Origin of the sequence: Nonomuraea sp. NPDC005692, assembly GCF_040631115.1 — a bacterium.
Taxonomy (GTDB): Bacteria; Actinomycetota; Actinomycetes; order Streptosporangiales; family Streptosporangiaceae; genus Nonomuraea.
In genome coordinates this window covers 110845-125543 of sequence record NZ_JBEXYU010000019.1, presented here as the reverse complement: position 1 = coordinate 125543, position 14699 = coordinate 110845, and the positions used below count along the sequence as shown (strand labels likewise).

Here is a 14699-nt window from a genome sequence, read left to right as displayed (position 1 = left end):
CAGAAAACGTGAAGGCCCGTGCGGAACGCACGGGCCTTCATGAGTGGGACGGTCAGGAATGGGCGTGCTCGGCCGGGATCGTGCCGAGGCGGCCCGCCTGGAAGTCCTCGAACGCCTGGACCAGCTCGGCGCGGGTGTTCATGACGAACGGGCCGTGGTGGGCCACCGGCTCACCGATCGGCTCGCCGCCCAGCACGATCACGTCGAGCGTGTCCTTGGCCTCGATCGTGACGGTCTCGCCCACGGTGGTCAGGCCCGGCCGGTTGCCGAAGCCGTCGAAGACCGCGAGCTGGCCGCCGTGCAGCGGACGCCGCTCGGCGCCGACCGTGCCGCGGCCGGAGAGGGCGTACACCAGGGCGTTGTAGTCCTTGCGCCAGGGCAGGGTCAGCCGCGCGCCCGGGGTGATGGTGGCGTGCAGCAGCGTGATCGGCGTCTGCGTGCTGCCCGGACCGGTGTTCCCGGCCAGCTCGCCGGCGATCAGCCGGACCAGCGCGCCGCCGTCGTGGCTGCTCAGCAGCGCGACGCTGGAACGCCCGATGTCCTGGTACTTCGGCGCGATCATCTTCTTGGCGCCCGGCAGGTTGACCCAGAGCTGGATGCCGTGGAACAGCCCGCCCTTCTGTACGAGCCACTCCGGCGGCGCCTCCTTGTGCAGGATGCCGGAGGCGGCCGTCATCCACTGGGTGTCGCCGTTGGTGATCGTGCCGCCGCCGCCGTTGGAGTCGAGGTGCTCCATGACGCCGTCGATCATGTACGTGACGGTCTCGAAGCCGCGGTGCGGGTGCCAGGGCGTGCCCTTGGGCTCGCCGGCGGCGTAGTCGATCTCGCCCATCTGGTCCATCATCACGAACGGGTCGAGGTATTCGAGCTTGATCGCCGCCAGGGCGCGGCGAACGGGGAAGCCCTCGCCCTCGAACCCGCTGGGCGCGGTCTCGACGGCGAGCACCTTCCGCTCGGGGACCCCCGCCACGGGCGCGGGCACGCGGGGGAGGGTGAGCGGGTTCTCAACGGTAACGGCGGGCATGTCGCGCTCCTTCCAGCGGGATCTGCCCCATGCAACCAAGTTGAGATTTCAACTATTCCATCGGGTCACGGGATGCGGGACATCATCCGTTCCATGCCGTTGATCCAGTTGTCGCGCAGCGCCTGGACGGCCTTGGCCGGCTCGTCGGCCAGCAGGAACTCGGCGATGCGGCGGTGCTCGGCGGCCTCGCGCTCCAAGGGGGCGTCGTCACCGGCGATCAGGTGCGCGTAGCGGCGCATGCCGGCCTTGACGCTGGTGATGAGGTCGAGCAGGCGCTCGTTGCGGCAGCCGCTCAGCAGCAGGTCATGCCACTCGTCGTCGTGGCGCTCGATGACCTGCTGCTCGGCCACGTTGTCGGGGAAGTCCTGGGCCAGCTTGAGCAGGTCGGGGGCGATCGAGTGCAGGTGGGCCGGGTCGGAGCAGTCGAGGGCCAGCGACTCCAGGGCGGCCACGATCTCGCACAGCTCGCGGAACTCGCGCCGGCTCACCGGGGCGAACCGGAAGCCGCGCCCCTGGGTGCTCTCCAGCACGCCCTCGCCCGCCAGCGTGATCAGCGCCTCGCGCAGGGGAGTGCGGCTGACGCCCAGGTCGGCGGCGAGGGAGGCCTCGTTGATGTCGGTGCCGGCGGCGAAGTCGCCTCGGTCGAGCCGGCTCAGCAGCTCTTCCCTGATCTGCTCACGCAACGGTCGCCGCTCGATCGGCATGGGGGACTCCCTCTCGTTCAGGACAACCGAATCTTAACCCTTGACGTGATGCAAAATACTGCACTATGAATTCGGCATACAAAATATTACATTGCATGATCGAGGAGTTCGAGTGGGGCTGACCCGGATGCCGGGGCTGCTGTTCGGCGGGGACTACAACCCCGAGCAGTGGCCGGAGGAGGTGTGGGCCGAGGACGCGCGGCTCATGGCCGAGGCCGGGGTCAACATGGCGACCGTCGCGGTGTTCTCCTGGTCGCGCCTGGAGCCCGAGCGCGGGGTCTACGACTTCGGGTGGCTCGACCGGGTCATCGACCTGCTGCACGAGCACGGCATCGCCGCCGACCTGGCCACCGCGACCGCGACGCCGCCGCCGTGGCTGGTGCGCGAGCACCCCGAGATGATGCCGGTCAACGCCGACGGCGTGCGGCTGGAGTTCGGCTCCCGGCAGGGCTACTGCCCGAGCTCGCCGGTCTACCGCGAGCACGCCGTACGGCTGGCCACCGCGATGGCCGAGCGCTACGGCGACCACCCGGCGCTGGCCATGTGGCACATCGGCAACGAGTACGCCGACCACACGCTGGAGTGCTTCTGCCCCGAGTCCGCCGCCCACTTCCGCCGCTGGCTGGAAGAGCGGTACGCGACCGTCGGCGGCCTCAACGCCGCCTGGGGCACCTCCTGCTGGGGCCAGCACTACACGTCCTTCGGCCAGGTCGAGCCGCCCAGGACGGCGCCGGGCCCGGTCAACCCCGCCCAGCTCCTCGACTGGCGGCGCTTCTGCAGCGACGCCCTCCTGGAGCTGTTCCTGGCCGAGAAGGCGGCGCTGCGCGCGATCACGCCGGGCGTCCCGGTCACCACGAACTTCATGAGCATCCTGCACGGCCTCGACTACTGGAAGTGGGCCGCGGCCGAGGATGTGGTGAGCGACGACGCCTACCCCGACCCGGCCGACCCGACCTCGCACGTGCAGGTGGCGCTCAGCTACGACCTCATGCGCTCGCTGCGGCAGGCGCCCTGGCTGCTGCTGGAGTCCGCGCCGTCCGCGGTGTCCTGGCGCGAGGTGAACGTCCCCAAGCCGCCCGGCATGATGCGCCTGCACAGCCTTCAGGCGCTCGCCCACGGCTCCGACGGCGTGATGTTCTTCCAGTGGCGGCAGGCCAAGTACGGCCCCGAGAAGTTCCACTCGGCGATGTTGCCGCACGGCGGGACGCGCACCCGCGGCTGGCGGGACACCCTGGCGCTCGGCGCCGACCTGCGGCGGTTGTCGGAGGTCGCGGGCAGTGAGACCCGCGCCCAGGTCGCGCTGGTGCTCGACTGGCCGAGCTGGTGGGCCCTGGAGGCCCCCGAGTCCATGCCGTCCAACCGGCTCAGGCTCAAGGAGCTGCTGCTCGCCTGGTACGCCCCGCTGCACGCCAGGGGCGTCGCGGTCGACCTCGTGCCGCCGGGCCGGGACCTGTCGCCGTACGAGCTGGTCATCGCCCCGAACCTGTACATGTGCACCGCCGAGCAGGCCAAGGCGCTGGAGGCGTACGCGGGCAGGCTCGTCGTGGGCCCGTTCAGCGGCGTCGTGGACGAGAGCGACCAGGTGCACGAGGGCGGCGCGCCCGGCCCGCTGGCCGACCTGCTCGGCATCGCCGTGGAGGAGTTCTGGCCGCTCGCCGACGGGGACGTCCAGCGGACCGGCCTGGGCGACGCCCGCACCTGGGCCGAGTGGATCAGGCTGGAAGGCGCCGAGCCCGTCGCCCTGTTCGAGGGCGGCGACCTGGACGGCCTGCCGGCCGTCACCCGCAAGGGCACGGTCACCTACGTCGGCTGCCTGCTCGACGACGTGACGCCGGTGCTGGAGCCGCTGCTGGACGGCATCGACCGCATCGACGTGCCGGAGGGCGTGGAGGCCGTCAGGAGGGGCGGCCACCTGTTCCTCCTCAACCACACCACCGCCCCGCAGCCGGTCACGCTCCCGTACCCGGGGACGGACCTGCTCACCGGGGCCGAACTGCGGGGCGGCATCGAGCTGGCCCCGCGCGACGCCGTCGTGCTCAGGATCGAAGGAGAGAAGTGACGCACCCGTACATACCCAACGCCGAGCCGGGCGTACGAGCCGAGATGCTCGCGGCGGTCGGCGCGTCGAGCGTCGAGGAGTTCTACGCCGACATCCCCGCGGAGCTGCGGCTCGACCGGCCCCTCGACCTGCCGGCGCCGTTCACCGCCGAGCGCGACCTGGTGCGCCACATGAAGGGGCTGTTCGCCCGGAACACCGACACCGAGGAGGCGCTCAGCTTCCTCGGCCACGGCTGCTACCCGCACCACGTGCCCGCCGTCTGCGACGAGGTCAACTCCAGGAGCGAGTTCCTGACCGCGTACGCGGGCGAGCCGTACGAGGACCACGGCCGCTTCCAGGCCCTGTTCGAGTACGTCAGCATGATGGGCGAGCTGCTGGAGATGGACGTCGTCAACGTCCCCACCTACGACGGCTTCCAAGCCTCGGGCACCGCGCTGCGCATGGCCTGCCGCTACACCAAGCGGTCGAAGGTGCTGGTCACCGGGGCGGTGAGCGCCGACAAGCTGAGCAAGCTGCGTGACTTCCTGGCCCCCGACATCACCGTCGAGCTCGCCCCGGTGGCCGAGGACGGGCAGATCGGCGAGGTCGCGCTCGACGACTCCTACGCCGCCCTGTACCTGGAGACCCCGAACGTCTACGGCGTCGTCGAGACCCGTGGCCGGGAGCTGGCCGACCACGCGCACGCCGCCGGCGCGCTGCTGGTCGTCAGCGCCGACCCCATCTCCCTGGGCGTGCTGGCCCCGCCGGCTTCCTACGGCGCCGACATCGTCTGCGGCGACATCCAGTCGCTCGGCATCCACCAGAACTACGGCGGCGGCCAGGCCGGCTACATCGCCACCCAGGACCACGAGCCGCTGGTCGCCGAGTTCCCCTCGCGCCTGTTCGGCATCGCGCCGACGAAGGTCCCCGGCGAGTACGGCTTCGGCGACGTCTTCTACGACCGCACCTCCTTCGCCCTGCGCGAAGAGGGCAAGGAATGGGTGGGCACGGCCGCCGCCCTGTGGGGCATCACGGCCGGGGTCTACCTCGCGCTCATGGGCCCGCAGGGCATGAAGGAGCTCGGCGAGACCGTCCTGGCCCGCACCCGGTACGCGATGGACGCCCTGGGCCGGTCGGTCACCGTCCGGCACGCGGGCTCGGTGCACTTCCGCGAGTTCGCGATCGAGGTGGCCGACTCCGCGTCGCTGCTCGCCGGGCTGCGCGAGCGCGGGATCTACGGCGGCGTCCCGCTGGACGAGCGCACGGTGCTGGTCTGCGTGACCGAACGCCACACCATCGACGACATCGACCGGCTCGCGGCAGCCGTACAGGAGGTTGTGCAGGCATGAGCGGGCACGGAGCCGAGTCCTTCGCGCAGTTGCCGGTGGCGCCCAAGCCGCCGCTGCGCCGCTTCCACCAGGCACGCTGGGACGAGCCGATCATCTTCGAGCTGTCGCGCCCCGGCCGCCGCGGCCTGGCCGTGCCCGAGCCGGGCGCGCCGAAGGTCGAGCTGCCCGAGGGCGTCGGGCGGGCCACCCCGCCGAAGCTGCCCGAGATGTCGCAGCCGCACGTGGTGCGGCACTACCTGCGGCTGTCGCAGGAGAACCTGGGCGTCGACCTCAACATCGACGTCGGCCAGGGCACCTGCACGATGAAGTACAGCCCGAAGGTCAACGACCAGTTCGCCAACGCGATCGCCGAGCTGCACCCGCTGCAGCACGAGGACACCGTGCAGGGCGTGCTGGAGATCTACTGGCGGCTGGAGCGGATGCTGGCCGAGATCTCCGGCATGTCGCGCGTGTCGCTCCAGCCCGGCTCGGGCTCGGCGGCGATCTACGCCAACATCGCCATGATCAGGGCCTACCACGCCGCCCGCGGCGAGGGCCACCGGGACCAGGTCATCACCACGATGTTCTCGCACCCCTCGAACGCGGCCTGCGCCAAGGTCGCCGGGTACGAGGTCATCACCCTCATGCCGGACGCCAACGGCCTGCCCGACATCGAGGCGCTGCGCGCCGCCGTCGGCCCGCGCACGGCCGCCCTGATGATCACCAACCCCGAGGACACCGGCATCTACAACTCCCGGATCAAGGAGTTCGTGGACCTGGTGCACGAGGTCGGCGGCCTGGCCTGCTACGACCAGGCCAACGCCAACGGCATCCTCGGCATCACCAGGGCCCGCGACGCCGGGTTCGACCTGTGCCACTTCAACCTGCACAAGACGTTCTCCACGCCGCACGCCTGCGGCGGTCCGGCGGCCGGCGCCTGCGGCGTCTCGCCGGAGCTGGAGCCGTTCCTGCCCGGCCCGGTGGTCTCCTTCGACGGCGACTCCTACGGGCTGGAGACGCCCGCGCAGAGCGTCGGCAAGATCCGGCCGTTCCTCGGCGTCACCCCGAACATCGTGCGCGCCTACGCCTGGATCATGGCCCTGGGCGCGCAGGGGCTGCGCGAGGTGGCCGAGACGGCGGCGCTGAACAACAACTACCTGATGCACAAGGTGCTGCAGATCCCCGGGGCCTCGGCGCCGTGGAACCAGCGCCGGATCGAGCAGGTCCGCTACTCCTGGCAGGAGCTGTCGGAGGAGACGGGGGTGCACTCGGAGGAGATCGGCGTGCGCGCCGCCGACTTCGGCGTCCACTACTGGACCAGCCACCACCCGTACCTGGTGCCGGAGCCGTTCACGCTGGAGCCGACGGAGTCGTACTCGCGGGAGGACCTGGACGAGTACGCGGCGATCCTGGAGCACGTCGCCTCGGAGGCGCGGCGGGATCCGGAGTTCGTCAAGGGCGCGCCGTACAACCAGACGATCCACAAGATCGACCCGACGCCGCTCGAGGACCCCAAGCAGTGGGCGCCGACCTGGCGGGCGTACGTGCGCAAGCACCTGGCCGCGGGCGGCTGAGCCATGGCGTCCGGAGGGAACGGCGTGATCGGGCTGATCGTCAACCCGGTCGCCGGGCTGGGCGGGTCCGTGGGGCTCAAGGGCAGCGACGGCGCCGACGTGCAGCGCGCGGCCCTGGCCAAGGGCGCCGAGCCCAAGGCCGGGCGGCGGGCCGCGCAGGCCGTCGCCACGCTGCTCGCCCGCCGTCCCGGGGCCCGGCTGGTGACCGTGGCGGGGGCGATGGGCGAGGACAGCGCCCGCGCCGCCGCGGTCCCGTACGAGCTGGCGCCCTCCGGCGTCCAGGAGATGAGCACCGACGTGAGCACCGACGTGAGCACCGCCGCGGACACCCGGGCGGCCGTCGCCGCGCTCGCCGATGTGGACCTGCTGCTGTTCGCCGGCGGCGACGGCACGGCGCGCGACGTGCTCGACGCCGTGCGGGAGCTGGGCGGCCAGGCGCCGCCCGTGCTGGGGATCCCGGCGGGGGTCAAGGTGTACTCGGGGTGCTTCGCGCTCAGCCCGGCCACCGCCGGGTTCGTGGCCGCCGACTTCCTGGCCCGGCCGGAGAGCGCCGAGGCCGAGGTGGTGGACCTGGACGAGGAGCGCTACCGCCGCGGGCTCGTCAGCCCCCGGCTCTACGGTAGCCTGCGCGTCCCGGCAGGTCGCGCGGCCCTGTCGGGACGCAAGGCGGGCTCCTCGGACGCGGCTCCGGCCACGGTCGAGGGCATCGCCCGGGAGGTCGCGGCCCGGCTGCGGCCGGGGGCGCGCTACGTGCTCGGTCCCGGCGCCACCACGGCGGCCGTGGGCAGGGAGCTCGGGCTCGCCACCGCGCTGCTCGGCGTGGACGTGGTCGAGGCCCGCGCGGGCGGTGGCGCCGACCTGGTGGCCGCCGACGTGACCGAGGGGGAGCTGTTCGAGCTGGTACGCGGCCGGGAGGCGGTCATCGTGCTGTCGGTGATCGGCGGCCAGGGCTTCGTGCTCGGCCGCGGCAACCAGCAGGTCTCGCCCCGGGTGCTCGACGAGGTGCTCGGTGACGGGTCCGGCGACCGCCTGGTCGTGCTGGCCACCCAGCAGAAACTGGCCGGGCTCGGGGGACGGCCGCTGCTGTCCGACAGCGGGGACCAGGAACTGGACCGGAAGCTGGCCGGGCACGTACGGGTGATCACCGGATACCGCGAAAGCACGATTTATCGCATTTGTGCGGCAAGTGAGGAGTTCTACGGATGAACAGGCTCGATGGCAAGGTCGCGATCGTCACCGGCGGTGCCTCCGGCATCGGCCGGGCGACGGCGTTGCTCTTCGCCGAGGCGGGCGCCCAGGTCGTCGTCGCCGACATCGACGGCGCCGGGGCCGAGGAGACGGCCAAGGAGATCACGCGGGCGGGGGCGGCCGCGGTCGCCGTCCAGGGGGACGTGTCCGCGGAGGAGGACTGCCGGCGCATCACCCGCACGGCCGTGGACACCTACGGCGGCCTGCACGTCCTGTTCAACAACGCGGGCATCATCCGCCGCACCACCGCGCTCGACCTCGAAGCCGACGAGTGGGACCGCGTGATGGCGGTCAACGTGCGCTCGGTGTTCCTGATGTGCAAGCACGCCATCCCGCTCATGACCGAGGGCGGCTCGATCGTCAACACGGGCTCCGGCTGGGGCCTCAAGGGCGGTGGGAACGCGATCTCCTACTGCGCCTCCAAGGCGGCCGTCGTCAACATGACCAGGGCGCTGGCGATCGACCACGCCAAGGCCGGGATCCGGGTGAACTCCGTCAACCCCGGCGACACGAACACCCCGATGCTGCGGGACGAGGCCCGTCAGCTCAACGAGGACTGGGCCGCCTTCGAGGCCGACGCCGCCGACCGGCCGATGGGCCGCTCGGGCAGCCCCGAGGAGATCGCCCAGGCCGTCCTCTTCCTGGCGAGCGACGCCGCCAGTTACATCACCGGTTCCGCTCTCGTCGTCGACGGCGGCGGGCTCGCGTAGCCCACAACAGCACCACCCCCCCGAAGGAGCCCATCATGAAGCGTGCGCTGGCCGTACTGGGTCTGCTCGCCACCGCCGCCACCGCCTGCAGCGGCGGAGGCGGGAATGTTCCAGGCGTGAGCGGGAACGCCGCCGCAGGGCAGGTCACCATCCGCTGGTCCACGTGGGGATCGGCGGAGGACGTCAAGCTCTACGAGTCCTTCACCAAGGACTTCGAGCAGCGTCACCCCAACATCAAGCTCAAGCTGGAGTCCGTCGCCAAGTACGAGGACTACCACCCCAAACTGCTCGCCCAGCTCACCAGCGGCACGGCTCCCGACGTGTTCTTCGTGGGTGACGACAACATCGGCAAGTTCGTCTCCGCCGGTGTCGTCTCGCCGCTCAACGACCACCTCGCGGGCCCGGACTCCAAGAGCAAGCCCGAGGACTTCTTCGAGGGCGTGTACGGCGGCGCCAAGAAGGACGGCCAGATCTACGGCGTCCCGAACGACACCAACCCCGAGGTGCTCTGGTACGACAAGAAGGCACTGAAGGCCGCCGGCATCACCGAGGACCCGGCCGCACTCAACGCGTCCAAGCAGTGGACCATGGCCAAGTACCTGGACATGAACGCCAAGCTCAAGGCCGCGGGCATGGGCGGGTCCATCTTCTGGAACTGGTACGGCTCGACGTACTCGGTCGTCAGCGGCTTCGGCGGCAAGGTGTGGGACGGTGGCAAGTTCGTCGCCACCACCGACCCCAAGTCCCGCAAGGCGCTGGAGACCCTGGCCAAGGGCTACCAGGACAAGACGTTCCTGAGCGCCGACCTGCTGCCCGCCAGCAACACCGCGGGCACCCAGTTCATGAAGCACAAGGTCGGCTTCTACGCCGGCGGCCGGTGGGTGATCGACACCATCAAGAAGGGCGGCGACCTGGAGTCCTACGACATCGTCCCGTTCCCGTCCGAGACCGGCGAGCCGATGCCCGGCGCCGTGGCGGCCTCGTACCTGTCGCTCAACAAGGGCACCAAGCAGCCCAAGGAGGCATTCACCTTCCTGACGGAGTTCGTCAGCAAGGAGGGCCAGCTCCTGCGGCTCAAGGACGGCGGCGCGGTGCCCTCGATCAAGGGCGCCGAGCAGGTCGTGCTGGCCGGCAACTACCCCGCGCACGCCCAGACGTTCCTCGACGTGCGTGACACCGGCTTCGCGAACTACGCCGAAGAGGTCTCGGTGCCCGGCCTGACCGCCTCGATCAACGAGCACCTGATGAAGGTCTGGCAGGGCAAGCTCGGCTTCGAGCAGGGCATGACCGAGCTGCAGACCCTCGTCGACGGCAAGCTGGGCTAGCGGATGGCCGTGCTCGCCGGGCCGCGCGGCAAGACCGCCGCGCGGCCCGCCAAGAAGCTGCGCGACCGCGACGGCTGGTGGGCCGCGATCTTCCTCGCGCCGCAGGTCGGCGCGCTGGTGGTGTTCCTGGTGATCCCGCTCGGGTTCGCCGTGGTGCTGGCCTTCATGAACTGGGACGGGCTCGGCGAGAAGTCGTGGGCCGGGCTGTCCAACTTCGCCGCCCAGCTCACCGACCCGCTGTTCGGCCGCGCGGTGTGGAACACGATCAAGCTGGCGCTGCTGACCGTGCCGTTCGGGCTCGCCCTCGCGGTGCTGATCGCGGTGGCACTGAACAGCATCAAGGGCAGCAACATCTACCGGGTCGTGTACTTCATGCCGGTCGTCACCAGCTCGGTGGCGGTCGCCCTGATGTGGCAGGTCATCCTGGCCGGCGACGAGAACGGCGTGCTGAACACCTCGCTCCAGCGCTGGTTCGGCGTCGGCGGCCCCGACTGGCTGCTCGACCCCGGCTGGGTCATCGTGGCGATCGCCGTGGTGACGATCTGGTCCTCGCTCGGCCTCAACGTGGTGATCTTCCTGGCCGGGCTGCAGACCATCCCGCCGCAGGTCGTCGAGGCCGCCAGGATCGACGGCGCGAGCTCCTTCCGGATCTTCCGGTCGGTGACGCTGCCGCTGCTGTCGCCCACGATCTTCTTCTCGACCGTGGTCGCGGTGATCAGCTCGTTCCAGGCGTTCGACCAGATCTACGTGCTGGTGGACCCGAAGGACAACGAGGGCGCGCGCACGATCGTGTACCACATCTTCGATCTCGGCTTCAAGAAGTTCGAGTTCGGGCCGAGCAGCGCGGCCGCCCTGATCCTGCTGGTGCTGACGCTGCTCGTGACGCTGGTCCAGTTCGCCGCGCAGAAGCGCTTCGTCCACTACGACTCGTGAGGCGGTACGCATGAGATCACGGCAGATCGGTCTGCACGCCGCGCTCACGATCGGCGGGCTGCTGATGCTGTTCCCGTTCGTGTGGATGTTGCTCACCTCCGCCAAGGGCGTGCGGCAGATGATCAACGATCCGACGGCCTGGCTGCCCGCCCCCTGGACCTGGCAGAACTATCCGGACGCGCTGTCGACCATGCCGTTCGGGCTGGCGTACTGGAACAGCTTCTACATCGCCGCGCTCAACGTGGTGCTCACCCTGCTCACCTCGGCCATGGCCGCCTACGCCTTCGCCCGGATCAGGTTCAGGGGCTCGGGCGTGCTGTTCGTGCTGTTCCTGGCCACGCAGATGGTGCCGTCACAGGTGACGATCGTGCCGCTCTACCTGATGCTGGCCCAGTTCGGCTGGATCGACTCGCACCTGTCGCTGATCGTCCCGACGATCGCGAACCCGTTCGCGGTGTTCCTGCTGCGCCAGTTCATCAGGGCGGTGCCGATCGAGCTGGAGGAGGCGGCCAGGATCGACGGCGCGGGCCGGTGGCGGTGCTTCTGGAGCATCGTCCTGCCCAACATCCGGCCCGGTCTCGGCGCGCTCGGCATCATCGTGTTCCTGGCGTCCTGGAACTCGTTCCTGTTCCCGCTGATCTTCCTGAACACGCCGGAGCTGTTCACCGTCCCGCTGCTGCTCAGCCAGTTCGCCCAGCAGCACGGCGCGACCGACTACGGGCAGATCCTGGCGGCCTCGGCGATCGCCGTGGTGCCGACGCTGATCGCGTTCCTGATCGGCCAGCGGAAGATCATCAACTCGATGGCCGCCTCCGGCCTGGGAGGAAAGTAAGTGCTGGACCTGCGCGAACGCCCCTTCACCGAGCGCGGCTCGCGGCTGCTCGTCATGGCGGCCGACGACGGCTCGCTGCGCGTCGCCGAGGCGCTCTACGAGACCCGGCTCGACGACACGATCGTCCGCGCCGGTCTGCGGTTCTACGCCGGTTCCCGGGAACTGCGCGTGCGCCGGGCCCTGCCCCACCGGGTGGAGTTCGACGGTGACGTGACCCTGGCCTTCGCCGACCCCGACACCCTCGTCGCGGTCGGCGAGGGCGCCAGGGCCGTCTGGGACGGCGGCGAGGCCGCCATCGACGGCTGCGTCACCCTCGCCGGCGAGCGGACCGTCACCGACGGCGCGAAGGTGCTGGCCGAGGCCGCCGAACGCTGGGCCGCCTGGTTCGCCCGGATGCCCGCCGTCCCCGCCGAGCTGCGCGAACGCGCCGAGCAGGCCTGGTGGACGCTGGCCGTCAACCTGGTACGCATCCAGGGCAGGGAATCCCTCATCCCCTCCAAGTACGGCTACGTCGGCCTGTGGAACTGGGACTCCTACTTCCACGCCATCGCCCTGCGGCACGCCGACCCCGCCCTGGCCAGGGAGCAGATCCGCATCCTGCTGGACAACCAGCGTCCCGACGGCCTGATCCCCGATGTGGTGCACGACCACGGCGTGCTCGCCGAGACCACCGACCTGCCCCGCTCCGACCTGGCCCGGTTGGCCCAGCACGTCGGCGGCGAGCCGATCCGGCACGTCGTGCCCGTCACCAAGCCGCCGCTCACCGCCTGGGCGGTGTGGAAGATCCACGAGGTGGACCCCGACCCGGGCTTCCTGGCCGAGGTCTACGAGCCGCTGGTCCGGTCGCAGCAGTGGTGGTTCGCCCACTCCGACCCGGACGGCGACGGCCTGGCCGAGTACCTGCACCCGTACTCGTCGGGCCTGGACGACAGCCCCATCTGGGACGGCGGCCCGCGCGCCGAGCCCCCGGACCTCAACTCCTACCTGGCCCTCCAGTACGACCGCCTGGGCGACATCGCCGCGGCGCTCGGCAAGGACGCCGGCGAGTGGCGGTCCAGGGCCCAGGCGCTCGTGGACCGCATGGTCGAACGCCGCTGGAACGGCCGCCGCTTCGTCACCAAGGTCGCCGGCGCGGCCGACGCCGACGTGCGGACGCCGCTCGACCTCATGCCGCTGCTCACCGGCCGCCTCCCGGACGAGATCGCCGACCGGCTGGTCCAGGACCTGACCTCGCCCGCCTTCTGGGCCGAGCGGCCGGTCCCCACGGTGGCCTTCGACGACCCCCGCTTCGACCCCGACGCCATGTGGCGCGGCCCGGTCTGGCTGAACGTCAACTACCTGCTGATCGACGGCCTGCGCCGCTCGGGCCACCCGGACGTCGCCGCCGAGCTCGCCGCCCGCACCCTGGCCATGGTGCGCGACGGCGGCGGCCTCTACGAGTACTGGAACCCCCTCACGGGACGGCGGGCGGGCCGCGCCACGACCGGCTTCGGCTGGTCCTCGGCCCTGTTCGTCGACCTCGCCCACGCCGCCCTATGAGGACTTGACGAGCGCGAACGCCCCCCGCGTCAGCACCAGCAGTTCCTGGCCCACCGGGCCCTGCTGGAAGGGGGCGTCCGGGTTCACGGCCGTGGTGGACACCACGTACGTCCGGCCGGCGGCCGTACGGGCGAGGAAGCTCATGGCCAGCAGGCCCGGCTCCGAGCCGCCCTTGTGCCACACCACGGGCCACTGCGCCTTGTCCAGCCGCAGCCCCGCATCGGTGATCGACAACACCTCGCCGACGCGGGCGTCCTTCAGCCGGGCCAGCCCGCCGTAGGCGCGGCAGACCTGGGCGGGCGTGGCGAACCACTCCAGCCGGTCCAGCTCGCGCGGCTCGGCCCACGGCCGCACCTTCGACAGCGGCACCTTGTCCACGACCCCGGCGAGGTAGGCCCGGCGCGCGGACGTGTTGAGCGACAGGTACCGCTCGGCGTGCCGGGGATAGTCGGCGGCCTTGAGCACGAACAGCTCCCGGGTCGTCAGGAACGGCACGTTGCGCCGGTCGCCGCCCCACGAGCGCACGACCCGCTCGACCGCCTTGCGCCCGGCCTTGTGGATCAGCAGGTCGGTGGCGGTGTTGTCGCTGATGGAGATCATCAGCCGGGCCGCCTCCAGCACCGTCACCTTGCTGTTGTCCGGGCGGTCCTGGAGCTCGCCGCTCGGCAGGCTCTTCAGCTCGGGCCTGATCGTGAGCTCGGTGTCCCAGCCGAACGCGCCGCTCCTGATCCGCTCGGCCACCGCGCCCAGCACGTACAGCTTGAACATCGAGCCGAGCGGGAACGTCTTCTCGCCGGCCACCGCGTGGACCGGGCGGCAGCGGCCGTCGCCGGTCAGCTCGGCGGCCAGGAAGCCGGCCCGCGGCGCCACCTGGCGCAGCCGCTGGTCCAGCTCCGACCAACTGGCCGGGGCGACGCCCGTGAACTGGATGTAGTCGACCTTCCCGGTGCCGTCCACCCCGAGCGCGAGGGTGAACGCCTTGCCGGCCGCCGTGACGGTCGCCGACAACGACCGTTCCTGGGCCTGGTCCAGCCGGTCCAGCCGCATGTCCTCGAACCCGGCCAGCGCCTGGTTGAGCTGCGCCGGCGGGATGTGTTCGAGGAAGCTCGGCGCGAAGTGCCCGGCCAGCTCGGCGTCGCCGACGGGCAGCCGGGTGACCGCCTCCAGCAACCAGCGGAGCTGCCCGCCGACGGGGGTGTCGGGGATCTCGACCGCGGCGCTCGCCGTCGGCGTGGCGGTGGCGGACCCGGTGGCGGACCCGGTGGCGGACCCGGTGATGGTGGCCAGGGCGGGCACGGGCTGCGTCGCGCAGGCCGTCACCGCCACGGCCATGAGGGCCGTGGCCAGCGCGGGGAACCTGTAGTGAGACATGTGCCCAGCCAACAGCCGCGGCCGGGCCCGCGCCCACCATATGGGCCGCCGTTCTCGCAGGTGGGGCTGTCCG

12 protein-coding genes are annotated in these 14699 nt (G+C 71.2%); 9 read left to right on the top strand and 3 right to left on the bottom strand.

Annotated features, from left to right (window positions below):
• Positions 1–52: 52 nt before the first annotated feature.
• Together ABZ459_RS32300 and ABZ459_RS32295 are read right to left on the bottom strand one after the other, a co-directional pair.
• Complete coding sequence (locus ABZ459_RS32300) at positions 53–1024, bottom strand: pirin family protein (protein ID WP_357978475.1); 972 nt, start codon at positions 1022–1024, stop codon at positions 53–55.
• Between the two features lie 65 nt (positions 1025–1089).
• Entirely contained in the window at positions 1090–1728 is a 639-nt protein-coding gene (locus tag ABZ459_RS32295) for a GntR family transcriptional regulator (protein ID WP_357978472.1), read from the bottom strand.
• A 112-nt stretch (positions 1729–1840) separates the two neighbouring features.
• Between ABZ459_RS32295 and ABZ459_RS32290 the strand changes: the two genes are divergently transcribed.
• Genes ABZ459_RS32290 through ABZ459_RS32250 form a run of 9 tightly spaced genes read left to right on the top strand, consistent with a single transcriptional unit; the run spans position 1841 to position 13255 of the window.
• A complete protein-coding gene (locus ABZ459_RS32290; protein ID WP_357978469.1) occupies positions 1841–3787 on the top strand; it encodes a beta-galactosidase in 1947 nt (648 codons plus the stop codon).
• Positions 3784–5115, top strand: a complete 1332-nt coding sequence (gene gcvPA / locus ABZ459_RS32285; RefSeq protein WP_357978466.1) for an aminomethyl-transferring glycine dehydrogenase subunit GcvPA — start codon at positions 3784–3786, stop codon at positions 5113–5115. Before ABZ459_RS32290 ends, gcvPA begins: the two co-directional genes overlap by 4 nt.
• Positions 5112–6668, top strand: coding sequence for an aminomethyl-transferring glycine dehydrogenase subunit GcvPB (gcvPB, locus tag ABZ459_RS32280; protein WP_357978463.1), 1557 nt, complete (start codon positions 5112–5114; stop codon positions 6666–6668). Before gcvPA ends, gcvPB begins: the two co-directional genes overlap by 4 nt.
• Before the next feature lie 24 nt (positions 6669–6692).
• Positions 6693–7874, top strand: coding sequence for an NAD(+)/NADH kinase (locus ABZ459_RS32275; protein ID WP_357978460.1), 1182 nt, complete (start codon positions 6693–6695; stop codon positions 7872–7874).
• Positions 7871–8626: an SDR family NAD(P)-dependent oxidoreductase gene (locus tag ABZ459_RS32270; protein WP_357978457.1), complete on the top strand. Its 756-nt coding sequence runs from the start codon at positions 7871–7873 to the stop codon at positions 8624–8626. The genes ABZ459_RS32275 and ABZ459_RS32270 overlap by 4 nt, the downstream gene beginning before the upstream one ends.
• Positions 8627–8661: 35 nt before the next feature.
• Positions 8662–9951, top strand: coding sequence for a sugar ABC transporter substrate-binding protein (locus ABZ459_RS32265; protein ID WP_357978454.1), 1290 nt, complete (start codon positions 8662–8664; stop codon positions 9949–9951).
• Between the two features lie 3 nt (positions 9952–9954).
• Complete coding sequence (locus ABZ459_RS32260) at positions 9955–10884, top strand: sugar ABC transporter permease (RefSeq protein ID WP_357978451.1); 930 nt, start codon at positions 9955–9957, stop codon at positions 10882–10884.
• Between the two features lie 10 nt (positions 10885–10894).
• Complete coding sequence (locus tag ABZ459_RS32255) at positions 10895–11716, top strand: carbohydrate ABC transporter permease (protein ID WP_357978448.1); 822 nt, start codon at positions 10895–10897, stop codon at positions 11714–11716.
• Positions 11717–13255, top strand: coding sequence for a glycogen debranching protein (locus ABZ459_RS32250; protein ID WP_357978445.1), 1539 nt, complete (start codon positions 11717–11719; stop codon positions 13253–13255).
• Here ABZ459_RS32250 and ABZ459_RS32245 read toward each other — a convergent pair.
• Positions 13250–14626: a serine hydrolase gene (locus ABZ459_RS32245; RefSeq protein WP_357978442.1), complete on the bottom strand. Its 1377-nt coding sequence runs from the start codon at positions 14624–14626 to the stop codon at positions 13250–13252. The genes ABZ459_RS32250 and ABZ459_RS32245 overlap by 6 nt on opposite strands.
• Between the last annotated feature and the right edge of the window lie 73 nt (positions 14627–14699).

Coding starts and splice junctions, on each gene's coding strand:
- ABZ459_RS32300 (WP_357978475.1), bottom strand. CDS start 1,024: ATGCCCGCCGTTACCGTTGAGAACCCGCTCACCCTCCCCCGCGTGCCC.
- ABZ459_RS32295 (WP_357978472.1), bottom strand. CDS start 1,728: ATGCCGATCGAGCGGCGACCGTTGCGTGAGCAGATCAGGGAAGAGCTG.
- gcvPB (WP_357978463.1), top strand. CDS start 5,112: ATGAGCGGGCACGGAGCCGAGTCCTTCGCGCAGTTGCCGGTGGCGCCC.
- ABZ459_RS32270 (WP_357978457.1), top strand. CDS start 7,871: ATGAACAGGCTCGATGGCAAGGTCGCGATCGTCACCGGCGGTGCCTCC.
- ABZ459_RS32265 (WP_357978454.1), top strand. CDS start 8,662: ATGAAGCGTGCGCTGGCCGTACTGGGTCTGCTCGCCACCGCCGCCACC.
- ABZ459_RS32260 (WP_357978451.1), top strand. CDS start 9,955: ATGGCCGTGCTCGCCGGGCCGCGCGGCAAGACCGCCGCGCGGCCCGCC.
- ABZ459_RS32255 (WP_357978448.1), top strand. CDS start 10,895: ATGAGATCACGGCAGATCGGTCTGCACGCCGCGCTCACGATCGGCGGG.
- ABZ459_RS32245 (WP_357978442.1), bottom strand. CDS start 14,626: ATGTCTCACTACAGGTTCCCCGCGCTGGCCACGGCCCTCATGGCCGTG.